General features: G+C 46.4%; 19 protein-coding genes. 11 read left to right on the top strand and 8 right to left on the bottom strand.

All coding sequences use genetic code 11. The features are described from left to right. Window positions 1-68: 68 nt before the first annotated feature. The 5 genes from MTBPR1_RS10320 to MTBPR1_RS10340 form a co-directional block, all read right to left on the bottom strand. Window positions 69-1,439, bottom strand: coding sequence for a sensor histidine kinase (locus MTBPR1_RS10320; RefSeq protein WP_069188928.1), 1,371 nt, complete (start codon window positions 1,437-1,439; stop codon window positions 69-71). Further along, window positions 1,429-2,112 carry a response regulator gene (locus MTBPR1_RS10325; protein ID WP_069188929.1) on the bottom strand — a complete coding sequence of 228 codons (684 nt, stop codon included), beginning with the start codon at window positions 2,110-2,112 and terminating at the stop codon, window positions 1,429-1,431. The genes MTBPR1_RS10320 and MTBPR1_RS10325 overlap by 11 nt, the downstream gene beginning before the upstream one ends. 69 nt (window positions 2,113-2,181) lie before the next feature. Next, window positions 2,182-4,188 (bottom strand): methyl-accepting chemotaxis protein, encoded by a 2,007-nt coding sequence (locus tag MTBPR1_RS10330; RefSeq protein ID WP_069188930.1) that lies wholly within the window; start codon window positions 4,186-4,188, stop codon window positions 2,182-2,184. An 83-nt stretch (window positions 4,189-4,271) separates the two neighbouring features. Further along, window positions 4,272-5,180, bottom strand: coding sequence for a hypothetical protein (locus MTBPR1_RS10335; protein WP_069188931.1), 909 nt, complete (start codon window positions 5,178-5,180; stop codon window positions 4,272-4,274). Further along, entirely contained in the window at window positions 5,177-6,484 is a 1,308-nt protein-coding gene (locus MTBPR1_RS10340; RefSeq protein WP_069188932.1) for a caspase family protein, read from the bottom strand. Before MTBPR1_RS10340 ends, MTBPR1_RS10335 begins: the two co-directional genes overlap by 4 nt. Window positions 6,485-6,638: 154 nt before the next feature. Here MTBPR1_RS10340 and MTBPR1_RS10345 point away from each other — a divergent pair, with 154 nt between their 5' ends. The 3 genes from MTBPR1_RS10345 to MTBPR1_RS10355 are packed head-to-tail and all read left to right on the top strand — an operon-like array spanning window position 6,639 to window position 8,638. Further along, a complete protein-coding gene (locus MTBPR1_RS10345) occupies window positions 6,639-7,742 on the top strand; it encodes a cytochrome b/b6 domain-containing protein (RefSeq protein ID WP_069188933.1) in 1,104 nt (367 codons plus the stop codon). Beyond that, a complete protein-coding gene (locus MTBPR1_RS10350; RefSeq protein ID WP_069188934.1) occupies window positions 7,735-8,142 on the top strand; it encodes a DUF1924 domain-containing protein in 408 nt (135 codons plus the stop codon). Before MTBPR1_RS10345 ends, MTBPR1_RS10350 begins: the two co-directional genes overlap by 8 nt. Window positions 8,143-8,161: 19 nt before the next feature. After that, window positions 8,162-8,638: a diheme cytochrome c gene (locus MTBPR1_RS10355; protein WP_069188935.1), complete on the top strand. Its 477-nt coding sequence runs from the start codon at window positions 8,162-8,164 to the stop codon at window positions 8,636-8,638. Window positions 8,639-8,641: 3 nt separating this feature from the next. Here the strand turns inward: MTBPR1_RS10355 and MTBPR1_RS10360 are convergent, their stop codons facing one another. Further along, window positions 8,642-10,912, bottom strand: coding sequence for an ATP-binding protein (locus tag MTBPR1_RS10360; protein WP_069188936.1), 2,271 nt, complete (start codon window positions 10,910-10,912; stop codon window positions 8,642-8,644). Window positions 10,913-11,186: 274 nt separating this feature from the next. Here MTBPR1_RS10360 and MTBPR1_RS10365 point away from each other — a divergent pair, with 274 nt between their 5' ends. After that, window positions 11,187-12,176: a zinc-dependent alcohol dehydrogenase family protein gene (locus tag MTBPR1_RS10365; protein WP_205631233.1), complete on the top strand. Its 990-nt coding sequence runs from the start codon at window positions 11,187-11,189 to the stop codon at window positions 12,174-12,176. Window positions 12,177-12,252: 76 nt separating this feature from the next. On the opposite strand, the gene MTBPR1_RS10370 is transcribed toward MTBPR1_RS10365, so the two are convergent. Then, complete coding sequence (locus MTBPR1_RS10370; protein ID WP_069188938.1) at window positions 12,253-13,251, bottom strand: polyprenyl synthetase family protein; 999 nt, start codon at window positions 13,249-13,251, stop codon at window positions 12,253-12,255. Window positions 13,252-13,374: 123 nt separating this feature from the next. Between MTBPR1_RS10370 and MTBPR1_RS10375 the strand changes: the two genes are divergently transcribed. Both MTBPR1_RS10375 and MTBPR1_RS10380 read left to right on the top strand, forming a co-directional pair. After that, window positions 13,375-13,599, top strand: a complete 225-nt coding sequence (locus MTBPR1_RS10375) for a putative signal transducing protein (RefSeq protein WP_069188939.1) — start codon at window positions 13,375-13,377, stop codon at window positions 13,597-13,599. Further along, complete coding sequence (locus tag MTBPR1_RS10380; protein ID WP_165602657.1) at window positions 13,592-14,359, top strand: tRNA1(Val) (adenine(37)-N6)-methyltransferase; 768 nt, start codon at window positions 13,592-13,594, stop codon at window positions 14,357-14,359. The genes MTBPR1_RS10375 and MTBPR1_RS10380 overlap by 8 nt, the downstream gene beginning before the upstream one ends. Here the strand turns inward: MTBPR1_RS10380 and MTBPR1_RS10385 are convergent. Then, window positions 14,348-16,495: a diguanylate cyclase domain-containing protein gene (locus MTBPR1_RS10385; protein WP_069188941.1), complete on the bottom strand. Its 2,148-nt coding sequence runs from the start codon at window positions 16,493-16,495 to the stop codon at window positions 14,348-14,350. The two genes, MTBPR1_RS10380 and MTBPR1_RS10385, sit on opposite strands and share 12 nt — an antisense overlap. Before the next feature lie 238 nt (window positions 16,496-16,733). Between MTBPR1_RS10385 and MTBPR1_RS10390 the strand changes: the two genes are divergently transcribed. The 5 genes from MTBPR1_RS10390 to ppdK all read left to right on the top strand — a co-directional run bounded on the left by MTBPR1_RS10390 (window position 16,734) and on the right by ppdK (window position 23,654). After that, window positions 16,734-17,423, top strand: a complete 690-nt coding sequence (locus MTBPR1_RS10390) for a hypothetical protein (RefSeq protein WP_069188942.1) — start codon at window positions 16,734-16,736, stop codon at window positions 17,421-17,423. 99 nt (window positions 17,424-17,522) lie between these two features. Then, a complete protein-coding gene (locus MTBPR1_RS10395; RefSeq protein WP_069188943.1) occupies window positions 17,523-17,792 on the top strand; it encodes a hypothetical protein in 270 nt (89 codons plus the stop codon). A gap of 95 nt (window positions 17,793-17,887) precedes the next feature. Further along, the gene (locus MTBPR1_RS10400) at window positions 17,888-18,775 is read left to right on the top strand and encodes a glycine--tRNA ligase subunit alpha (protein WP_069189038.1); all 888 of its coding nucleotides are present in this window, start codon (window positions 17,888-17,890) and stop codon (window positions 18,773-18,775) included. A 6-nt stretch (window positions 18,776-18,781) separates the two neighbouring features. Further along, window positions 18,782-20,866: a glycine--tRNA ligase subunit beta gene (glyS, locus tag MTBPR1_RS10405; protein WP_069188944.1), complete on the top strand. Its 2,085-nt coding sequence runs from the start codon at window positions 18,782-18,784 to the stop codon at window positions 20,864-20,866. A gap of 106 nt (window positions 20,867-20,972) precedes the next feature. Next, window positions 20,973-23,654: a pyruvate, phosphate dikinase gene (gene ppdK / locus MTBPR1_RS10410; RefSeq protein ID WP_069188945.1), complete on the top strand. Its 2,682-nt coding sequence runs from the start codon at window positions 20,973-20,975 to the stop codon at window positions 23,652-23,654.

Consider the following 23,654-nt stretch of genomic DNA (forward strand, 5'->3'; position numbering starts at 1 on the left):
ATCCAATGCGTTTTTAGCTTGGATGTAGGATGCCAGAGGAAGCTGACACTAAGCTGACAGGTGAGGGCTTATTTTATGTTTTTAGCAAATTTTACAGTAAAAATGGCCCCGCCTTCAGGGTGGTTATCCACATCAATGGAGGCACCATGAAGTTTGACGGTTTTAGCGACGATCGATAGGCCAAGGCCGGAGCCTTTTTGTGTGTCAGAACGATCTGCGCGCCAGAAGCGTTTAAACAGATTTTCTTTATCCCCACTGGCAATGCCCGGGCCATGATCGCGAATACTTAGGGATGGTCCCTTATCAAGGCTGAGCGTTACGGTGGAACCTTTGGGGGTGTAGGTCAGAGCATTTTCCAACAGATTGCGGATCATGTGATAGATCGCATCATAATTGCCGGAAATAGGTTCAGGCGTGGCGTTTTCATCAATCTCCAACATCTTGCCCTGTTTTACAGCCAAGGGGGTGAGGAGGCTGATGACATCCTTGCTGGCCTCCATGAGGTCAACCTGATCATCAGCTGAAATGGTCAGGCTATCAAGCTGGGCTGCCTTGAGAAGCTGGGCGACCAAGCGGGTCATGACTTTTGTGTCTTTTTGCAGCAGTTTTGCAAGTTTTTGGTCTTCAACACTTTCAATGCGGGCATTGAGTACCGCCAGTGGCGTGCGCAATTCATGGGCGGCATCCGCGGTAAAACGACGTTGCAGCTCAAAGCCACGCTCTAACCTTTCTAAGGCGTTGTTTACGGCTTGGACAAGGGGGAGAACCTCTGAGGGGACGTTTTTTTCAGGCAGGCGAATTTCAGTGTTTGAAGGGCCGATTTCCTGTGCTTTTTTTGAAACGTTATTGAGTGAGCGCATGCTTAAGCGCAAAATCAATGTGCTGCTGACCAGAAGCCCGATGAAAAAGAAAGGCAAGATCCAGCCGATATTTTCGAAAAACTCATCAGCCAGCGTATCTGCCAAAATATCATAATGGCTTTCATCCTGCGCAACCTGAAGCCAGATGGAACGCGTGCCGATATCAAACTGATAACTAGCACCAAAATAGGTCAGTTCCTTTTGGATATCTTCAAACTGAAAATATTGTGACTTTTTATGGTTGGGATCAAACGGATATAAAGGGAAATCACGTTTGTTAGAGGAGAATAACAACGTGCCGTTTGGATCAGAAACCGTAAATAAATATATACCGTTTGCTTCACGGTAAGCCTGGGAAAGGCCATAGGGCAGGTCAAGCGTGAGCAGGTTGTTCTGGTCAGTTTTGAGGTGGCGGAAAATTTCATCAGCTTGAGTGCGCAATGTACCTTCGCGCAAATTATCACCAACGGATTTATATTCGTTGTAAAGCGCCCCAACAGCCATGGCAAAAAACAGGATGACCAGTGCTGCTTGTGAAAGCAAAACATTACGTACCAAGGAAGGAGATTTAGTCGTCATCTGAATTATCCGCCAAAATATATCCCACACCACGAATGGTATGTACGCTAACGTCTGCTTGAGTTTTATTCAATTTCTTTCTCAAGCGAGAGATATGGGCCTCAACTGAGTTTGACCCCACATCCTCATTAAAGCCATAAAGGCTTTCTTCAAGGGCTTGCTTTGAAACCACACGACCATAACGGCGCATGAGTTCTTCTAACACATCAAGTTCCCGCCTTGCCAAAGCAACCACGTCACCTGCGATTTGAACTTCGCGCGAAACCGTATCAAACGTCAGATTACCGGCACAAAGTTCCACCCCCAATGCGCCACCGGGACGGCGCAAAAGGGCGCGAATGCGTGCGATTAGTTCATCCATCTCAAAAGGTTTGAGGCAATAGTCATCAGCGCCAAGGTTTAACCCCTTAACCCGGTCTTCAAGACCGTCGCGTGCGGTCAAAATAAGCACAGGTGTCATGTTTTTCTTCGCCCTAAGCTGAGTGAGGATATCTAGACCATCCCCATCAGGCAGGCCAAGGTCAAGCACGACACAGTCATAGCGTGTTGTTTCCAAAGCGCTGTGTGCGTCTTCAGCTTCATGAAAGGCGTCAATGGCAAAACCTTCTTTTTTGAGCCTTTCTTGCAAAAGGCTGCAAAGTTCGGGATTATCTTCCACGACCAACAATTTCATCTGTTTAGACCTTCCTGTCCCAATTAAGTGACTTAACCATAGGGACGAAACCTTGCGTCAAGCTGACAATTATCCATTTTGCAATGCTTTGAGGAAATCATCCACACCTTTTGTCAGCTCGAGGGAAAGCTGGTTAATCTCTTCAGAGGCATTTAACGTGTTGTTTGCCATGTCACCCACATGGTCTGAGGCCTTAATTACATCTTCAACCGCATTAAGGGTGGTAACGGTTTGTGAGGAAGCCTCAGTCATATTAGCGGTGATATTATCGGTCTCTTTTGATTGTTCATTAACGGCTAATGCAATTTCAGAGGCAATCTGGTTGGCCTCATCAATAGCGCCCCCCGCAGCTTGAACCGAGACAACCGCTGTTTGGGTTGCCGATTGAATATTGTTAATTTGCACAGAAATATCTTTGGTGGCCTGTGCGGTTTGGTTGGCAAGGTTTTTGACTTCTGAAGCAACAACCGCAAAACCTTTTCCTGCTTCTCCTGCACGTGCGGCCTCAATGGTGGCGTTTAAGGCAAGTAGGTTTGTCTGTTCTGCAATATCGGCAATCATAGAGGCTACTTCACCAATTTTCGTTGCAGCACTGGCAAGACCTTGAATTTCCTGATCTGCAATTTGGGCACGCTCGGTTGCCTGTTTTGAAAATTGTGCTGAGCGATCTGTATTGCCGCGAATTTCATTAATGGAATGACTTAGAGAAGAGGCACTGGTGCTGGCCTGATCTACACGCTCATTAGCCATTTGAGAACTTTCTACAACATTATTGGCTTGTGCAAGGCTCTGGTGAGAAGCTGAAGAAAGCGTTTGGGCGGTATCTTGTAGGTTCTCGGCAGCCAGAGACATACTATCCATGGCCCCTGTGACCGTGTTTCTAAAACGTTCAGCCATTTGGGCCATCATCTGTTTGTTTTCTTCTTCGGCCTGTCGTTTCACTTCTTCTTGTTGATGGCGCATATCTTCCATCTGTTGTGCATTATTCTGGAAAATAGAAAGGGCGCGCGACATTTCACCAATTTCGTTTTTAAGCTCTTGATCATCAATTTGAACATTACGTTCGCCTGATGAAATGCGCATGGTCGTTTGCACAAGCTGATTTAACGGTTTGGAGATAGTGCGCCCCGCAACTAGGCTGAGGATCACACAAAGACTGCCGCCAATACCGATGATGGCAAGGAAGATAGTACGCCCTTGTTGAGTACCGTCTTCAAAAGCATGGTCTGCCAATGTGCTTTTATGGGCAATGACCTTTTCCAGCCCATCAAGGGATTTGCGCGCAGGTTTGTAAAAGGTCTTAAACAGGCCAGCCTGTTCATGGCGTTTAATGTAGAGAGAGGCCATCTTGGTGAATTGCTCAAGATAATCATCCAAGGTTCTATTGAGTGTTTGTTTATCACTTTCTTCCAGGAAGTTTTCTTTGAGCAATATCTTGAGTTTAGCCACATGTGTGGACACTTCAGTGATATATTTACTGTCTTGGCGCGCAAGAAGTTCCATCTCCCCACGGCGGATTTTGGCAATCACAGCAAATAAGGGGTCATCGGACTGACCAAGGCTTTCCATATGGTCTTCATTGCGCTCAAGGATTTCATTGCTCACCTTGGCTAAATGTTTGGAAGCCGTGCGCGCAGCACCATAAAAACCGCTTTTTTTATCATAGCCGAGCGTTTTGTTGAGCCCGACAAAGCTATCCCAATGGCTGAAATATCCCGCCATTTTTTCTTCAATCACGTCAAGGGAGGCTTTTTCTTCCAGGCTATTGAGCTTTTGCGCTAAGGCAGTGATGAGCTTATTGACGTTGCGTTCCGTTTCGCGCTGTCTTTTTTCATATTTTTCTTTTGATTTAATGACATATTCTTTTTCCGTATAACGCGCGGTGAGCATATACCCACCTAAGGCTCTAATATCTTTTAAAGCCTCGTTATAAAGTGACTTTTCTTCATAGGTTTCTCTTTGATAGGCACTAAGTTGAAAATATGCCGTTCCTAAAGCAATAAAAGAAATCAGGAAGAAAACGGAAACCAGAACCAGTCGTTTCATCACGCTCATATGCATAAAAAGAGAAAGCATTTTTATCACCTAATAGAATAATCAATGTTAAGTGAAAATATAAGGGATGAAACTTACAAGTATCTGACAAGAAGAGTTTTTCTCTATCCTAAATGTGTTTTCACACGGGTGTAGCGCCAGATGCCATCCGTATGGCGGCAAACATTTCCAAAGAAATTGCGTTGGAATTCCCCATAGGCAATAGATTGCTCGAAGGTTCGGCAAAAGAGGGCTCTATCGGTTCTAAAAGATTTGAGGGGTTTGATGGTGCTTTGGGCGCGTTTACCTTTGCCAAACCAGTTGACCCCCACGTTGCTGAGATTATGTTCCATTGCAAGTTGGAAGCTTTCCTGAAGAGATTTCTGATCTGTTGCAGAGAGAAAAGTTAGTGAGGGAATATAACTTGCCAGCTCAATCTTGTGGCTGGGGCGCGATTTGAACTGATCTTCGCGAAGTACATAGTGATTAATGGATGGGGCATAATAGAAAATACGTGTTTGGCGCAACCATGTACGATAAAAGCGATAACAGGAAATCTTCATGGTATCAAAAGTCCCTGCCGCAACCGTGATTTCATAGCTGCCATCAACTGTACAGTCCCAAGCTTGAACATATTCTTTTTCTTGCCCATCAAGTTTGTCAATAACGGTCCTTGTCATGGTGAAACGTTCATCATTGCCATGGTTTAAGGGGAACATCATATCGGGCTGTTCATGAATGAGGCCATGGGATTCTTTTTCATGGGTTTGCCAGTGCAGTGAGGGCAAAAGGAAATTGCGATAGGCCACAACTTCAGTTGCACTGCCAGCCTGCCATGTGATTTTTTCTCCATTGATCTGTTTAACTGTTTCAGAATAGCCGTTTGTGTAAATAAACGTATCACCCACATGATAGGTGGGTAAGGGTAAGGCGCTTAAAGAAGCCGTTTGCTTATAAGGCCCGTGGGAAGCACAAGCCGATAAGAAGAGGCTGAGGCCACATGAAAGCAGGAATGATGAGATAAGTTTTTTCATGATTTTGCCTCGATAATCTGTACATGTTGTTCACGCCCAAAATAGCGCCGTGCCCAATAGGTTGTGGTTTCATCCAGATAGGTCTTAAGCTCCCCCAGAGAAACATTTTTATCTTGATTGCCATAAGGTGCACGATCCGCCTCCCCACTAACGCCAAGGAGGAAAAATTTGCTAAAGAGGCTATGGGTGCCATCGGGTTCCCATGAGGCAATTTGTTGAGGTCCGCCTGCGGTAATCACGGTCAGGTTTTCAGGAACGCTAACATGGCGTGACTTGATAAAGACGGGAGAGGCCTTTTCAACGACTTGCCCGGTTTGACTGTTACCTGAAAAACAGGCTTCAAGAATGACAGTACGTTTGCGCGCAGGAATGAGTGACAGGTTGCGATAAAGGGTTTCAATAGAAAAACCGTTTAGGGAAATGCGTGCCGCATCGGCATCACTGGGGACAAGGTAACTCATGCCTGCCTTGGTATCTGGTGCCCCATGACCTGCATAAAAAACATAAACATTGGACCTGTTTGGTTTTACCCAATCAAAAAGCTGGGCCTGATGATTGTCTTTGGTGCCAAAAACACGGATCATTTGTGCTTGTGTCGCATCTTTTAAATGAATGATGTTTTTAGGGGCGACACCTAGAGTCTGTTCTGCATAAAGACGAAACCCTTTTGCATCGGCATAAGCTGGGCGCACATCGGGAATGTCTGTTGCATTTTTTGAATAATCCGCATTTGAAATGATGACGGCAATATCATCAGGCTGGGCTTTACCTTTGGGGAAATCAGCAATGACGGGGATATCAGGGAAGTTTGATAGGGTTGGGCCTGCCGCAACTTGGTGGCTGCTTATTTGTGGCGTGCTTGTCGCACTATAGCTGGGGGCCGGAATATTTAGCCCGGCATATGTTGTATTTTGCCACCTGTTGGCGAGGAATGTTTTTTCTTCTGCATTTGAGAAAGAAGCACCTACTTGACGAGCTTCAATGAAGCCACGGGCTTCAAGATATTCATTTTCCATGGCGAAGAAATCTTCATCAAAACTTTCGCCACCAGCACTGTCGCCGCCGCCATCACCACCAGAAGCGCCGCCATCGCCGCCACCGCTTCCGCCATCGCCGCCGCCGTCTCCGCCACCATCTCCGTCACCATCGCCGTCGCCATCACCATCGCCGTCCCCATCTCCATCACCACCATCCCCATCGCCAAAAGCCGGTGAGATTAGGTTTAGGTCTTGCTGAGAAGTGAAGCAGACAAGGCTTATGCCAAGAAACAAGAAGAGGAAGCTACGGTGCGAGATTTTTTTCATATCGTTGTCAGACTATTGTGTGGTTTCATATCAAACTGAAAACAACCCTATAGAGCCAAGCTTACAAGAAGCTGACATGAAGTCTGACAGCTTGTCAGTTTCCTGTAAGCTCAGGGGAATATAAAGCATCAGGATAAATAAACGGGTTCCTGTTATGCAGAACGTCACGACAATTTGGGATATGCCTGTGCGCCTTTTTCATTGGGCGCTGGTTATCTGTGTTCTCATCACATTATATACGGGTTTTTTAGGTGAGGAATGGCTGCTCAACTGGCATGTGAGTGCGGGCTATCTCATTGCGGTGTTTATGGTCTTTCGCCTGTTCTGGGGCTTTATGGGATCGCGCTATAGCCGTTTTAGCAGTTTTAAACCCTCGCTGAGTAAAGCATGGGTGTATGTACAAAACTACCGCAAGGGCCGTGGTGATCCTTATGTTGGGCACAATCCGGCAGGAGCTTTTTTTGTATATTTCGTTATTGGGCTTCTTGTGATGTTGAGCCTATCGGGTTTTATCCTTTTAGGCGGGGTTGAAAAACAAGGTGTCCTTGCGCCGTATGTGAGCTTTGCGACGGGGCTTTCCTTTAAAGTAATCCATGAAGCGCTTGGATTTGCCCTGCTGGGCTTGATCCTCCTTCACCTGCTTGGCGTGCTTGTGCATGAGCTAAAGGGGGAGAAGCTGGTTCTCTCCATGATCCATGGTCAAAAATCGGATGTGCCTGAAGAAAAAAGTGATGAGGGGGCTTTAAGGTTTCTTTTGTTCTGGTGCGTGCTTCCTGTTTTTGTGTTGCTTGCCCTTTATTTGTTTAACCAGCCCTTTCAACAGACTTTATCGACAAGCCGCATCTATGAAAATGAATGCGGAGATTGCCATCATGCGTTTCATCCAAGTTTGCTGCCACAAGAAAGCTGGGAGCATATTATGGCAGGTCTGGACGACCATTTTGGAGAAGATGCAACGCTGGATGAGGGCTCATTCCTTGTTATTCAAGACTATTTAAAGGCAAATAATGCATGGAAGTGGGATACGGAAGCGGCGAATAATTTGCGCCTTGACCTCTTTGAACAACCTGCTCGCATTACAGCTTCACCCTTTTGGCGTTATCGCCATGAAGCAATTGCTGAAGAATTCTTTTCGCATAAAAAAATTGAGTCAAAAACAAACTGTGCAGGCTGCCACCAAGATGCGCTTGTGGGCACTTTTTACGACCAGAATATCAACCTGCCTGACGTTGTGAAAAAAGGAAAATCAAATGAATAAAATTATAATTACCCTCGTGATGGGTATGAGTTTTGCCCTGTCTTCAATGGCGGGTGCATCACCTGTATTGGAAAAACTCAAAATGAAGGCCGAGCAAGAAAACGCCTCTTTTCAGGGCTTTGATGCGCAAAGGGGTAAGGTGTTGTTTGAAACAAAATTTGGTTTGGGAAAGGCTGAAACACCTTCTTGCACCACGTGCCATGGTTCAAGCCCTTTTACACAAGGGCTAACACGTGCTGGCAAGGTGATTGAGCCAATGGCCAGCTCAAAAACACCTGCGCGTTATATGGACCAGCGCAAGGTGGATAAATGGTTCAGACGTAACTGTAACTCGGTTCTTAATCGTGAATGTAGCCTTCAGGAAAAAGGTGATTTCCTGACTTATATGATGTCGCAATAAAAAAGAGAAAGTGAAGAAAATGAAAAAAGTTTTATTGCCTGTAATGGCCCTGATGCTCAGCGCAGTCCCTGCATGGGCTGATAGTGATAATGTTCCTGTAATTAAAGACAGAGTTGTAAAGCAGGAATGTGGGGATTGTCATATTGCTTTTCAGCCCCAGCTTTTACCAAAGGCCTCATGGCAGAGAATTATGTCTGATCTGCCTAATCATTTTGGTGAAGATGCTTCGCTTGAAAAAGATATCGAAAAGCATATTGAGACTTATTTGGTTGAAAATGCAGCCGATGCAGGCACGTTTTCCCGTTTTTGGCGCTCATCACGTTTTGATAATGTGAAAGGTGATAACCCCAGCCTGCGTATTACCCAAACATCCCATTGGGTGCATGAGCATGAAGAAGAGGATGAAATCACGCCACAACGTTGGGCCAAGGCCAAGTCAAAAGCAAATTGCCAAGCGTGTCATAATGAAGCTGATAAAGGCTATTACGATGATTAGAATTTAGTCGTCTTTAAGGACGTGAATGTCTTCATCCATGACGTTGTTGATGGCAAGAATGGTTTGAACCCAGTTAAACGGTTTGGGGACAAAGGCATTCATGCCTGCTTCAAAGTAACCCTCAATATGTTGCTTGATGGCATCTGCGGTAATGGCGATGATGGGGACATTTGCGGGCTCACCAGAAAGTTGGCGAATGTTTCTGGTGGCTTCAGGGCCATCCATTTCTGGCATGCGCACATCCATTAAAATCAGCTCATATGGGTTTTCCTTATGGGCATTTAGGGCTTCAAGGCCGTTGGCGGCAATGGTGATTTTATGCCCATAGGCTTCCATGAATTTTTGAATGATATGCTGGTTAACCCGGTTATCTTCTGCCACAAGAATATTAAGCGGGCGCAGGGCCTTATAATCAGTCGCAAGGGCTTTGGGTTCATCTTGTGACTGAATATCTGTTGCTTCTTTATAGGGCAGGGTAAACCAGAAGGTACTGCCTTTACCTTCCTGGCTTTCAACACCAATTTCACCACCGAGAAGGTCAATTAGGCTTTTGCAAATTGCAAGCCCCAAGCCAGTACCTTCAAACTTTCTCGAGATGGAGGCATCGGCTTGTGTGAAGGAGGTGAACAGCATGTTGATTGTATCATCGGCAATACCGATCCCTGTATCAATCACACTGAATTTCACAAAAGGTTGTCCCTCATCATCCTCAGTCATTTCACAATGAATGCTGATGGTGCCTTCTTGGGTGAATTTAAACGCATTACCCAACAGGTTCATTAAAATTTGGCGAATGCGGGTAATATCTGAATGAATGCCTTGGGGGAAGTCATCTGAAAAATGAAGTTCCCAGACAACATTTTTATCCGTTCTCCTGCTTTTCTCAAACAGGTCAGTCACTTCTTTGACAAGTTTTTGCAGGTCGAAATCGTTCATTTCTAAATTGAATTTCCCAGCTTCGAGCTTGGACATATCCAAAATATCATTGATGATGCGATAAAGTGCTTCGGTAGAGCCTTTAATGCGCATGGCCTTTTGTTTGCTTTCTTGGGGGATATCATCCACCAACAAAAGGTCTGCAAACCCCATCACCCCGGTGAGCGGCGTGCGGATTTCATGGCTCATGGCGGCTAGGAATTCGGATTTTGTTTTATTGGCAGTTTCGGCATCATCTCTTGCCTGAACAAGTTTGTGTTTCTGTTCGGTAATTTCGCGCGACATATGGTTAAAGGCGTGCGCCAGTTCGCCTAATTCATCATTTCGCTCAACAACAATCTGGGCTTCATCACCTTCTTTGACTTTATGGGTCGCGGAAATAAGTTCGCGAATGGCCTTATGAAGAGGGCGCGATATGACGCTAATGAGAATAATGCCGAAGATCAGGAAGAAAATAATAGAATTGCGTATGTTGGTAATGGTGGAAAGTGCTTCTTCTTCTGCTTGTTTAGCTTGCTGGGTTGCATGTGAGCGAAGATGATCGTTCACGATGGTTTCCATATAGGTGGTGGTTTTATTAAGCGTGGTTAGCAGGCGGTCTTTTTCATCTTCAAGGATTAATATGTCTAGGCTAAGGGTTTTAATTTCGTTGAAGAGAAAGTTAACAACTTCAACCTTGCGACGGATATTACTTGTGAGAGAAAGCGAGGTAAGCTGTTTTTTCCATTTCTCAAAATCTTTAATGCTTTGATTAACCTGCTCTTTTAGATGAAGGTCGTGGCGCAGCAGATAGCCGCGCACAGCCGAGATCAGTTCATGAATGCTGACTTCCATTTCAACAAGAAAGTGATCTTTCAGGCTATAGTGAGACAGGTCTTTCCCTTTTTGCAGGATATCGTCGAGCAGGATTTCAAGTTCGTTTGATAAAATGCGTCTACGTTCAGTGATTTTGGCAAGCTGTTGGGCATTTTTTTTCGTGAGAATATCTGATACCCGGCTGAACTTATCAAAGTTTATGCGAATATCTTTGAGAACTTCCTGTTCTTCAGGCCCTGTGGGTAAATCGCTATAGCTTTTAAAATAGTCTTCAAAGCCAATAATATGTTTTTTGAAAGAGGCCAGTGATTTTGGGGAAGCCGTAATAAGATAATAATGCAGGTTTGCTGAGGCTTCCTCGATATTAATTTCCATTTCAAGAGCGTTTTTAATCTTGGGATTGCCATTATGGATAATGGTTTCAAGGTTACCCTTTAGGACCTCACTGCCAAGATATATGGCAAGACCAAGCAATAGATAGCCGCCTAAAAATAAAATGGTAAGCTTTTGAGTGAGTTTCATATGTCCCTAAGCCCAAGTAGCAGTTTACTGCAATTATAAAATTTATCTTATCATAGAAGCCCTTAAGACGGTATTTTATACTTTCTTCAGAATAATCAGCAATCCGGAAGCGTTACTTAAGGATTGTTCCTTATCTATGTAATTCATACTTTTGGTAGAACTTGACGGTCTTATTATATGTAAAATCAGAATAGTGATTTTATAAATGCGTCATTTATATATAAAAAATATATTCTATCTTAAGGGCCAAGCAATCTTGACCCTTAGGAGTAAAATGATGAAAGCAATGACGCTTAATGAATATGGTGAAAACGCACAGTTCCAACTGACGGATATGACTAAACCGACGCTGAAATCAGGCCATGTGCTTGTTCGTATTGCGGCGGGCAGTGTAAATACGGTTGACACCATGATCAAAACGATGGGTAAGGACTTGCCTCTGTCGCCTGATCTCCCTGCCATCTTGGGCATGGACTTTGCTGGCACAGTAGAAGAAGTCGGTGAAGGTGTTGAGGGCTTTGTTGTGGGTGATGAGGTATACGGCTGTGCAGGTGGCTTAGCTGACCTTCAAGGCACCTTGGCTGAATATATGGTCGCTGATGCAAGACTTATGGCTCACAAGCCCAAATCCATCTCTATGCGTGAAGCCGCGGCTTTGCCGTTGGTCGGCATTACGGCTTATGAGGGTTTAAAAAGAGCGGGCGCACATGCAGGGCAGAAAATTCTGGTTCATGGTGGTGCAGGTGGTGTTGGTCATGTGGCAACACAATTGGCAAAACATTTTGGTGCAGAGGTTTATGCAACCATCTCCGGTGAAAAAACGGCTGAAATGATGAAGCAATATGGAGCTACGGCCATTGATTACACCACAGAAACCGTTGCAGATTATGTGGCTCAATATACGGATGGTGCGGGTTTTGATGTTGTGTTTGACTCCGTTGGTGGGGAAAATATGACAAACTCTTTTGAGGCCGCTGCCCTAAATGCACAAGTGGCAACCACGGTTTCATTGCTGGAGATTGATTTATCCCCTGCTCATTTTAAAGGTCTGTCTTTACATGTGGTTTTTATGTTGATCCCCATGTTGTTTAATCAAAAACGCGAAGAGCATGGGGCAATTTTGGCAAAGTTGGCAGAGATTGTTGATGCAGGTGCCTTAAAGCCCTTACTTGATGAAAACCGTTTCAGCCTTGAAGAAGTCGGCAAGGCTTATGACCATCTCACAAGCGGTCAAGCCATTGGTAAAGTCGTCGTTGAAATCTAAGTGACAGCTAAAAAGAAAAGAGCAGCCGGTTAAATCGCGCTGCTCTTTTTTTGTATTTAAATCATTGGGCGAGGTTTTAATAAGCACGCTCGATACAGAATTGCACAATCCCTTTAAGGGCCTCTTTGGCAGCGCTATCAGGGAAAATATCCAAATCGCTGATGGCTTTTTCACCATATTGTCGCGCGCGCAAAACCGTATCTTCAAGCGTGTTGTGCTTGTTCAGCAGGCCAAGGGCGTGTTCAAGATCGCCGTCTTTAAATTCCTGTTCTTCTTGGGTGCGCTTCCAAAAGGCTTTTTCTTCATCATCACCGCGCGCAACCGCCAAAATAACCGGCAAAGTCATTTTACCATCACGGAAATCATCGCCAACCGCTTTGCCCAGCTCTGCCTGTTTGGCACTGTAATCAAGCGCATCATCAATCAGCTGGAAGGCAATGCCAAGGTTATTACCATAGCTTTGCAAGGCTTCTTCTTGGGCATCAGTGGCACCAGCCACAAGGCCACCTACATGACAGGCCGCTGCAAAAAGCTGGGCCGTTTTGGCCTGAATAACTTCAAGATAGGCTTCTTCTGTGGCATCGGCATCATTGGCTGTGATCAGCTGTAAAACTTCACCTTCAGCAATAACAGAAGAGGCATGAGACAGAATTTCCATGACTTTTAAGCTATCGGCTTTGACCATGAGCTCAAAACTGCGGCTAAAGAGGAAATCGCCCACAAGCACACTTGGCTTATTGCCCCAAATGGCATTGGCGCTATCTTGACCGCGACGCAAGTCACTTTCATCAACCACATCGTCATGCAACAAAGTGGCAGTATGGATAAATTCAACACAGGCAGCCAGCCCGATATGTTTGCTGCCCTGATAGTCAAGCAATTGGGCACTGGCAAGGGTCAACATGGGGCGAAGGCGTTTACCGCCTGCGGCAATCAAATGGCCTGCCAATTGTGGGATCAAAGCGACGGGGCTTTGCATACGCTCCACAATGGCTTCATTGACAGCTTTAAGATCATCTGCCACCAAATTGGTGAGAGTTTCAACGGCAGTAGGGCTTGACGACGTCTTATCCATGTTATTCCATAATTGATAATTATAGTATGGCCTTGTGTTTTATGGTCAAATCATCCAAAAAATTACAAAGGCACAAGTCAAATAGCAGGTTTGGGCGAGAGTTGGAAGAGGGTATCGCATTTTATGAAAGAGTTAGTTGCTTCTGGTGATCCGGTTTTACTATCGGCCCTGAAATACCACCTTGAGGGCGAAGGTATTGAGTATGACCTGTTTGACGGCTTTGTCGGTAGCCTGTTTCCCGGTGATTTTAGTGTGGCTTCTAGCCGAATTATGGTGTCTGATGAAGATTATGATCGTGCCAAAAGGCTGTTAAAAAGTTTGCAAAATGGGGAGATGGCTTGTGAGTGAACTCCCTAAATTAAGCGAAGACCTGTTCTTAAATGGCAAGGTTCATCTGTTTCAACCTGTTGAGGGCTATCGCGCAGCCACAGACCCGGTTTTGCTTGCGGCTTCAATTCCAGCCAAGGCGGGGCAGAAAGTCCTTGATGTGGGCTGTGGTGTGGGGGCAGCAAGTTTTTGTCTTGGGGCACGTGTGGACGGACTTGAGCTCAGCGGTATTGAAATTCAGGACGATCTGGTTGCCATTGCCCAGAAAAATATTGAAAAAAATCAACTCAACAGCACTGTGCGTATCATTCAAGGGGATTTGAGCAAAAGGCCTATGGATCCTATGCCCAATTCCTTTGACCATGTCATGGCAAATCCACCTTTTTATGAGGCAGGCTCTGGTCATCGCCCCCCTAATGAGATCAAGGCGCGCGCCCATATGGAAGAAGATGCTTCCTTGCAAAATTGGGTGGATTATATGTTGCGCATGACCAAACCCAAAGGCACGGTGACTTTTATCAACCGCTCAGAGCGTTTAGAAGAAACCTTAGCAGCCCTTAAAGGTCGCCTTGGGGAGATAATTTTATACCCCATCTGGTCCATGAACCCCACAGGCCCGCAACGTCGCGGGGCCAAGCGCTTTATCTTACAAGGGCGCAAAGGCATCAAGACGCCGATGAAAATATCTGGCGGCATGGTGGTGCATGAAGATAATGGGGATTATACAGCGCTTGCCTCAGACATCTTAAAAAAAGGTGATGGGCTCGACTTAGTCTTGTGATGTGGGCATACGGGTGAAGCGGTCATAATGGCAAAAGCCGTTTTTACCATCTTGCTTGGCCCCATACATAGCCACATCGGCAAAACGCAGCAGCTCATTGGCGTTGGAGGTATCGCGTGGCATCAGGGCAATGCCGATGGAGGCAGAAACCGCCATTTTATCTTCCTTAAAAGTGGTCTCTTTGGAAAGCTCATTGATAATTTTATGAGCGACATTTTCTACCCCTTCAATTGAGGCGGGTTCGTGTAAGATGACAACAAATTCATCCCCGCCCAATCTGGCAGCCGTATCACTTTGACGGATATGTTCTTGCAGGCGTTTGGCAGTGATTTGTAAAACATGATCCCCCGCATCATGACCATAGGTGTCATTGACCTGTTTAAAGCCATCGAGATCAATGAATAAAAGGGCCAGGCTTCTTTTTTCACGAAGGGCGAGCGACACGGCATTTTCTAACCTGTCTTCTAACAGGCTGCGGTTGGGCAGTTTGGTTAATTGGTCAAAGTTGGCTTGGCGCCAAGCCTCATCCATCTCCACCTTAAAATCGGTAATGTCGCGGTTTACAGCCACAAAATGGGTGACCTCACCAAAAGTATCCGTGATGGGGGAAATGAGGCATTCTTCCCAGAAAAGCGTACCATCTTTCTTGCGGTTTAAAAGCTCACCATGCCATTCATCACCCTGAAGTAAAGTGTTCCAGATGTCTTTATATACCTCTGGTGCGGTATGGCCTGATTTTAAAAGACGCGGGGTTTTTCCAATGACTTCTTCCTCGCTATAGCCTGTTACCTCACAAAAACGCTTGTTCACATATTCAATGCGACCTTTCTTATCGGTGATAAGGGTCGTTGCCGGGCTGTGAGTTACGGCTTTGGACAGCTTATTGAGTTCGCTTTCGCGTTGTTTGCGATCTGTTACATCAACAAAAGTGACAATCGCCCCAATGAGCTTATCTTGTTCATAAACAGGAGAAGCAAAATATTCGACCGGAAAAGAGGCACCATCTGATTTTTTGAAAAATTCATTGTCACTGTAATGTTCTTTGCCATCTTGAAAACATTGTACAATCGCGCAGTCTTCTTTTTGGCTGGGGCGCAGAGGGTGGATGTGATGACCACTTACATGATGGAAGTCTTTGCCAAGAATGTCTTGGGTTGAGGGCAGTTTGAAAAGGCTGGCGGCTTTAGGGTTGGCAAATGTGCAGACCCCATCAGTATCAAGCGCCACAATCCCTTCAGCAGAAGCATCAATAAACCGCCTGAATTGGGCTTGGGTTTCATGACGTTTGCGTGATTCTTCGCGTAAATCCTGTGTGCGCAGATGAACAATTTCTTCTTGGCGTTTGTTGACATCAATCAATAAGGTCAATTGGTGGCGCAACCGCTTTAGCCCCATTAAAGTCAGGCTGCATAACAGTGCCCAGATGCTTGCATGTAAAATAATCTGGTTCTGTATCTGTTGGTCTTGTGCCGACATATAAGACGTTGCGTTAAAGGATACGCTAATTCCACCGCGCACATCGCCGACTTGATAGCCTTGATGCTCATGGCAATCAAGGCAGGCATTTGCGGTCATAAGCGGGGCCATGTAACGAAAACTTTGAACATCTGCAAATTCAATAAACTCAAACCGTTCTTTTGCCGTTTCTTCAAAGGATTTAAGTGCGCGCTTTTCCCATTCATCGGCCACATTACCCGGATTGATGGGGTTAAGGCTGGTCAGATGGATAAGTGTATCGCTGTTTTCCTTAATGACGCCCGCAATCTGCCTTGTCATATAGGCCGGATTGAGTTTTGTGAGTTTGCGCCCCTTGGTGGTCACAATGTCTTTTTGCGGGTCTTTTAAATAGGGGTTAGATGGGCTTTTATCGGTGGTTTCAACATAAACGCCGCCGTGACGTGCATTCCACAAACGCACATCTTCAACCATCGAAAAGATAAAACGCCCTTTATTGGCAGCTGTTTCAAGGGTGAATTTTTCAATCTGTGTCAGGTTGTGGAAAAGGGATAGAGCGACAATCAAGCTCCAGATCAGAACTGGGATTGCCCAAAAGGCAGGCATGAGGACGAATTTATTGATTGAGGCCTTGTGGTCCCATTGAATAGCGTCAGAGAGATTCTTTGCACTATGTTCCATTCCTAGCGTCCACTTGCTTTCTTTTTGTGGATTAGGTCAATCCTAACACAATCGTATGCTGTTGCCTCGTTAAAATTAGTCTGCAAAGCCTTTTTTTGTGGCGTTTCTTTTCACTCTATGTAGACTATCTGCTAAATCATGGAAAACCCATGTCTTTGTCCAAGGAACTACTGATGCCTGTGTTTGAAAAAACATTGATTTTGAAGCATAATCTCTTTCGAGAAGGGAAGGGATTCGCATGAGCGGAACAGCGACCATAGCCATTACAGTTGGCGTTGCTGTTGCTGTTTTAGTTGGCTTTTTCATTGTCTATTATTTGGGCAATGTTGCAAATTCCATCTACGACATAAAAGTCGGTGTGCGCAAAGACTTTGAGAGCAAAGTCAAAGAGCTTCAGGAATGGATTGATAACGACACCAAACAGCGTATCAACTGGATGCGTGATGAAAATAAGGAAGAGGGCAAACGTTTTAAAGAGTCCATGGAAGGCCATCTAGAAGAAACCTTTATGGAAATGGAAAAAACCATTGAACGTTTGCGCGCAGATGTAAACTCACTACAGATGCAGGTCAATAACCTTCAAGACGGCAAGGGCGTTAAGGTTAAAGTCAGTGATGCCCCACCGATGAACCGCCCCAAAGCTGAAAAAGAACCAATGGGCATTGGTGATGTTGAGCTGGCTAGAACAGGAATGCCGGAGGCTGAAGAAGCCCCCGATATGGCAGCCCCTGTGAAAAAAGAGGCTGATGAGGGGAAGGATGCGATTAAAGATAAGCCCACACCACCACCACCGCCTAAATCTTCAAACCAACCAGCTGGTCGGGCTTCCGTTGAAGAAAAAGCCAAAAAGAAAAAGAAAAAACGCAGAAATCCTGATGCTTTTGAATCCTTTGATAGTTTTTCTGAAGATTTTAAAAGCGGGCGATAGGCGCTGCATTGGGTAAGCGAAAAAAGAAGTTCCTTCCAAGGGGCCATTTTGCTAAAAGAATCACACTTTTTTTGATGCTGTAAGGAACCTTTCAAACAGATGTTTGGATTTAGCCCCAATAAACTCTTATTTACCGTCATTATCATCGCGGCTGTCTGGTACGCCTTTAAATGGCTGGGCCGTATGCAGGAACGCCAAGATAAGACACCTAAAAACGTATCTCGTGATCAGGGGGAAAGCCAAGCACCGCAAGCCTCTCCCAAAGATGCAGAATATGAAGAACTGGTGGCTTGTTCTAAATGTGGTGACTATGTCATTGCCGATAAACGATCAGGCTGTGGCAAAGACGGTTGCCCCTTTGATAAATAATGTTGAACATTGCTTGACCGCAGGCTTTAATTTCCGCTAATTTCGGCACTGCAAAAATCGGTATTTCGAACCTCTTTTCTAAGATTGTGATGACCATGGGCACGACACCCAATAAAAAGACCTGTTTTCAGAATTTGATCCTCTCGCTTCAGAATTTCTGGGCCGAGAAGGGCTGTGTAATCCTGCAACCACTTGACATGGAAGTTGGCGCGGGTACATTCCACCCAGCGACGACCTTGCGTGCTTTGGGGCCAAAGCCATGGAAAACGGCTTATGTGCAGCCTTCGCGCCGCCCGGTTGATGGGCGATATGGGGAAAACCCAAACCGTTTGCAGCATTATTACCAGTTTCAGGTGGTTTTAAAACCTTCACCATCAGACTCCCAAGAGCTGTATCTTGAATCCCTTAAACATCTGGGTATCGATACCGATTTGCATGATATCCGTTTTGTGGAAGATGACTGGGAAAGCCCGACACTGGGCGCATGGGGCCTTGGCTGGGAAGTTTGGCTGGATGGTATGGAAGTCACCCAGTTCACCTATTTCCAACAGGTCGGCGGGATTGAATGTGATCCGGTCGCTGTGGAGCTGACTTACGGTCTGGAACGTTTGGCCATGTATATTCAGGGCGTTGAAAATGTCTATGACCTGGACTTCAACGGTGAAGGCGTCTCTTACGGTGATGTGTTCTTGCAAAATGAGCGTGAGCAATCGGCCTTTAACTTTGAACATGCCAATACCGATATTTTGTTCCAGCATTTTCGTGATGCCGAAACACAATGCTCACATCTGTTGAGCCTTGAGGAACCGCTTGCACTGCCCGCTTATGAACAATGCGTGCGTGCCAGCCATACGTTTAACCTTCTTGATGCCCGCGGTGTAATCTCCGTGACAGAACGTGCTGCCTATATCGGTCGTGTACGGACAATGGCGAAAGGCTGCTGTGAAGCCTGGATGAAGACCCAAACGGTTGAAAAGGCGTAAAAAGAAATGGCTGAATTATTACTCGAACTTCTCAGTGAAGAAATCCCTGCCCGTATGCAGGTGCGCGCCGCAAACGACCTAAAACGTTTGATGAGCGAAGGGCTTAAAAAAGCTGGTCTGGAATTTTCTGAGGCCAAAAGCTTTGTCACACCGCGCCGCTTGACCTTGGTCGTTGATGGCTTGCCGGAAAAACAACCTGATGTGCGAGAAGAACGCAAAGGCCCCAAAGTCGGTGCGCCAGAACAAGCTATTAACGGCTTTTTGGGCTCAACGGGCCTGACGCTGGATCAATGTGAAATCCAAGAAGGTAAAAAAGGCAGCTTCTATGTGGCTGTGATTGAGAAAAAAGGCCAAGACACCATTGCGGTTCTGCCTGAAATCATCATTGCAGCCCTAAACGCATTGCCTTGGGCGAAATCCATGAAGTGGGGGGCAAACTCTTTGCGTTGGGTACGCCCCTTGCAAAATATCCTCTGTATCATGAATGGCGCGGTTGTACCGTTTGATTTTGGCCCTGTAACCTCTTGTGGTTATACACGTGGTCACCGTTTCTTGGCGCCAAATGATTTCTCGGTTGATGACTTTGCCAGCTATGCAACGCTGCTTCGTGAACATAAAGTCATTCTTGATCAAGAAGAGCGCAAAGCCTCTATTAAAGAGCAGGCAGAAAAAGTTGCCCGCGAACAAGGCTATGTGCTCAAGGATGATGAAGGCCTCTTAAATGAAGTGACAGGTCTGGTTGAATGGCCTGTTGTTCATGCAGGCCAAATTGATGATGAATTTATGGCTGTGCCGCAGGAATGTTTGATCACTTCCATGCGCTCTCACCAGAAGTATTTTTCTTGCCTAAAAGAGGATGGCAGCCTTGCCCCGCGCTTTGTTGTGGTGGCAAACAAGGTGGCTCCTGATGGCGGAAAAGCCATTATTGCAGGTAACGAGCGTGTGTTGCGCGCGCGTTTGTCTGATGCGAAATTCTTCTGGGATCAGGATTTGAAAAAGAATCTTGAAGACCTGCTGCCTAAACTGGATGACATGCTGTTTCATGCCAAGCTGGGCTCCATGGGCCAAAAAGTTGCCCGTATGGAGAAACTTTCTGGCGAGCTTTCAGAAATGATTGAAGGTGCTGATTTGGGCACCACCTGTCGTGCCGCCCATTTGGCAAAAGCCGACCTCGTTTCTGAAATGGTTTATGAATTCCCTGAGCTTCAAGGCATTATGGGTGAATATTACGCTGAACATCACGGTGAAAGCCCGCTGGTTGCCCAAGCGATTGCGGACCATTATGCTCCGCAAGGCCCAAGTGATGCCTGTCCATCTGCACCAAACTCGGTTGCGGTGTCTTTGGCGGATAAAATTGATACATTGGTGGGCTTTTGGTCTATTGATGAAAAACCAACCGGATCAAAAGACCCGTTTGCCCTGCGTCGTGCAGCGCTGGGTGTGATCCGCTTGATCCTTGAAAATAACCTGCGTTTGAACCTGTTGAAGGTCTTCTCAGAAGCCCATACGGCATTTTCAACGGTGAATGGGTTGAATTCTGTTCCGTCCAACACGGCGCAGAATGAACAAAATCTGCTTGATTTCTTTGCTGATCGTCTCAAAGTTCACTTAAAAGACGAAGGAATTGCGCATGATATGATTACGGCTGTTTTCTCCAAAGGTGGAGAAGATGATCTCGTGCGCTTGTTGGCGCGCGTTAAAGCCCTAAAAGAATTCCTGTCATCTGATGACGGGGCGAATTTGGTCGCGGCTTATCGCCGTGCCATGAATATTGTTCGCATCGAAGAGAAAAAAGACGGTGTTAAATATAACGAAGCTGTAGAAGCATCTCTTTTGGAACAAGATGAAGAACAAAAGCTGTTTGAGAAGCTGGAACCAGTCATGGGGACTCTGGGATCTGCTCTTAAAGAAGAACGTTTTGCTGAGGCAATGGCGGCGCTTGCCACATTGCGGGGACCGGTAGATGCGTTCTTTGATAAGGTGACGGTCAACTGTGAGAACGCTGATGTACGTGCCAACCGTTTGCGCCTTTTGTCGCAAATCGGCCATGCATTGGACGGGATTGCAGATTTCTCTAAGCTAGAGGGATAAGACTGTTTCCTTAAGTTCGTCATCCCCGTGCAAGCGGGGATCTAGATCCCGGATTACGGTTTGGGATGACGGTGATACTGTGATCGAACTTGAGAGGCAAAAGATCATGACTAAATGGGTTTATACCTTCGCAAAAGGTAAGGCGGAAGGCCGTGCCGATATGAAGGAATTGCTGGGTGGCAAAGGTGCCAACCTTGCAGAGATGAGCAGCCTTGGTATCCCTGTACCCGCAGGATTTACCATGACGACCGAGGTCTGTACCCATTTCTATGATAATGACAGAACATATCCCCAAGACCTTGAAGAACAGGTCTTAACAGCGCTCGCTGAAATTGAAGTCCATATGGATGCCAAATTTGGCGATGCTAAAGCCCCCTTGCTTGTTTCGGTAAGAAGTGGCGCACGTGCCTCCATGCCCGGCATGATGGATACGGTGCTTAACCTTGGCCTAAATGATGAAACGGTTGAAGGGCTTGCACAGCAATCGGGTGATACGCGGTTTGCCTATGATAGCTATCGCCGTTTTATTCAAATGTATTCAGATGTGGTCCTTGGTGTGGACCATTACATCTTTGAAGAGCTGCTTGAATATTATAAGGACGAAAAAGACTATAGCCTTGATACGGACCTCACAGGGGAGGATTGGAAAAGCCTGTGTGATCAATATAAGGAAAAAGTCCTTGAAGAAATGGATGAAGACTTCCCCCAAGACCCCAAGGTTCAGCTTTGGGGCGCTGTTGGGGCGGTGTTTAAATCATGGATGAATGCGCGGGCTAACACATATCGCATCTTGCATAATATCCCGGCTGAATGGGGCACGGCTGTGAACATTCAGGCCATGGTCTTTGGCAATATGGGCGAAGATTGCGCCACAGGTGTCTGTTTTACGCGCAACCCCTCAACGGGTGATAAGCATTTCTATGGTGAATATCTGATCAATGCCCAAGGTGAAGATGTGGTGGCTGGTATTCGCACACCTCAACCGCTGACCATCTATGAAAAAGAAGAAAGCGGCTCAAAACTGCCGAGCATGGAAGAAGTCATGCCCAAGACTTTCGCGGAATTGGTCACGTACCGCAATAAGCTTGAGGCCCATTATAAAGACATGCAAGACATGGAGTTCACCATCCAGAAAGATACACTCTGGATGTTGCAGACCCGTGTGGGCAAACGCACAACCAAAGCCGCCTTGAAAATGGCAGTGGATATGTGTGAAGAAGGCTTGATCACTAAAGAAGAAGCCGTCATGCGCCTTGATCCGCATTCACTGGATCAGTTGCTCCACCCAACGCTTGATCCTGATGCCCCGCGCGATGTAATCAGCCGCGCTTTGCCAGCCTCACCCGGTGCGGCAACGGGACGGATTGTTTTTTCTGCTGAAGATGCGGAAAAATGGGTCAAACGCAAAGAAGAAGTCATTCTTGTGCGCACAGAAACAAGCCCTGAAGATATTGGCGGTATGCATGTGGCAGAAGGGATTTTAACCACCCGTGGCGGCATGACCTCCCACGCCGCTGTTGTGGCGCGTGGCATGGGGACACCTTGTGTTTCTGGTGCAGGGGATATGCGGGTTGATTATAAGGCCAGAACGCTCACCAGTTTTGATGGTAAAGTCTTGGCTGAAGGCGATGTGATTACGCTGGATGGATCAAACGGTGAGGTGATTTTAGGCACCGTGCCAACAATCCAGCCAGAACTTTCCGGTGATTTTGCCAAGCTCATGCATTGGGCCGATGACATTCGTGAACTTGGCGTGCGCACCAATGCAGAAACCCCAAGTGATGCGGAAATGGCGCGCAAGCTTGGCGCAGAAGGCATTGGTCTGTGCCGCACAGAACATATGTTTTTTGAACATGCGCGAATCAATTATGTGCGCGAGATGATCTTGGCGGATGATGAGCGCAAGCGCCGTGAGGCCTTGGGCCATATCTTGCCGTTTCAGCGCCAAGACTTTGAAGAGCTCTTCCAGATTATGGAAGGCCTGCCGCTTACCATCCGCTTGCTGGACCCACCGTTGCATGAATTTCTCCCCCATAGTGAACATGACATGGAAGAAGTGGCGAAAATCGCCAATATGTCGGTTGAAGGGGTGAAAGAACGCGCTGCTGAACTGGCTGAACAAAACCCGATGTTGGGTCATCGCGGTTGTCGTTTAGGGATTACTTATCCTGAAATTTACGAGATGCAGACCCGTGCAATTTTCGAAGCCGCCTGTAAGGTGACAAAGGCAGGTGGCAAGCCTGTCATGCCAGAAATCATGATCCCGCTTGTCGCCATGAATGCGGAGCTGGAGCGTTTGAAAGTTGTGGTGCAAAACACAGCCAAGGAAGTCTGTGAGGCCGAAGGGCTCGAGATTGACTATATGGTCGGCACTATGATTGAGCTGCCACGTGCCTGTTTGCGCGCTGGTGAAATTGCTCAAGCCGCTGAATTCTTTAGCTTTGGTACCAACGATTTAACCCAGACAACATATGGGCTGTCGCGCGATGATGCCGGGCGCTTCTTGCGTGTTTATCAGGAAAAAGGCGTGATTAATGTTGATCCGTTTGTTTCCATTGACCAAGACGGCGTAGGTGAGCTCGTGCAAATGGGGGCTGAGCGTGGTCGCCAGACCCGCCCAGATATCAAGCTTGGTATTTGTGGGGAACATGGTGGTGATCCGGCTTCTGTGGCTTTTTGTCATAAAATTGGCTTGAGCTATGTTTCATGTTCACCTTATCGTGTGCCCATTGCCCGTCTGGCTGCTGCACAAGCGGCCTTGGGGTTGGACCCTGCCTCACAGGATTAA

Origin of the sequence: Candidatus Terasakiella magnetica (assembly GCF_900093605.1) — a bacterium.
GTDB lineage: Bacteria > Pseudomonadota > Alphaproteobacteria > Rhodospirillales > Terasakiellaceae > Terasakiella > Terasakiella magnetica.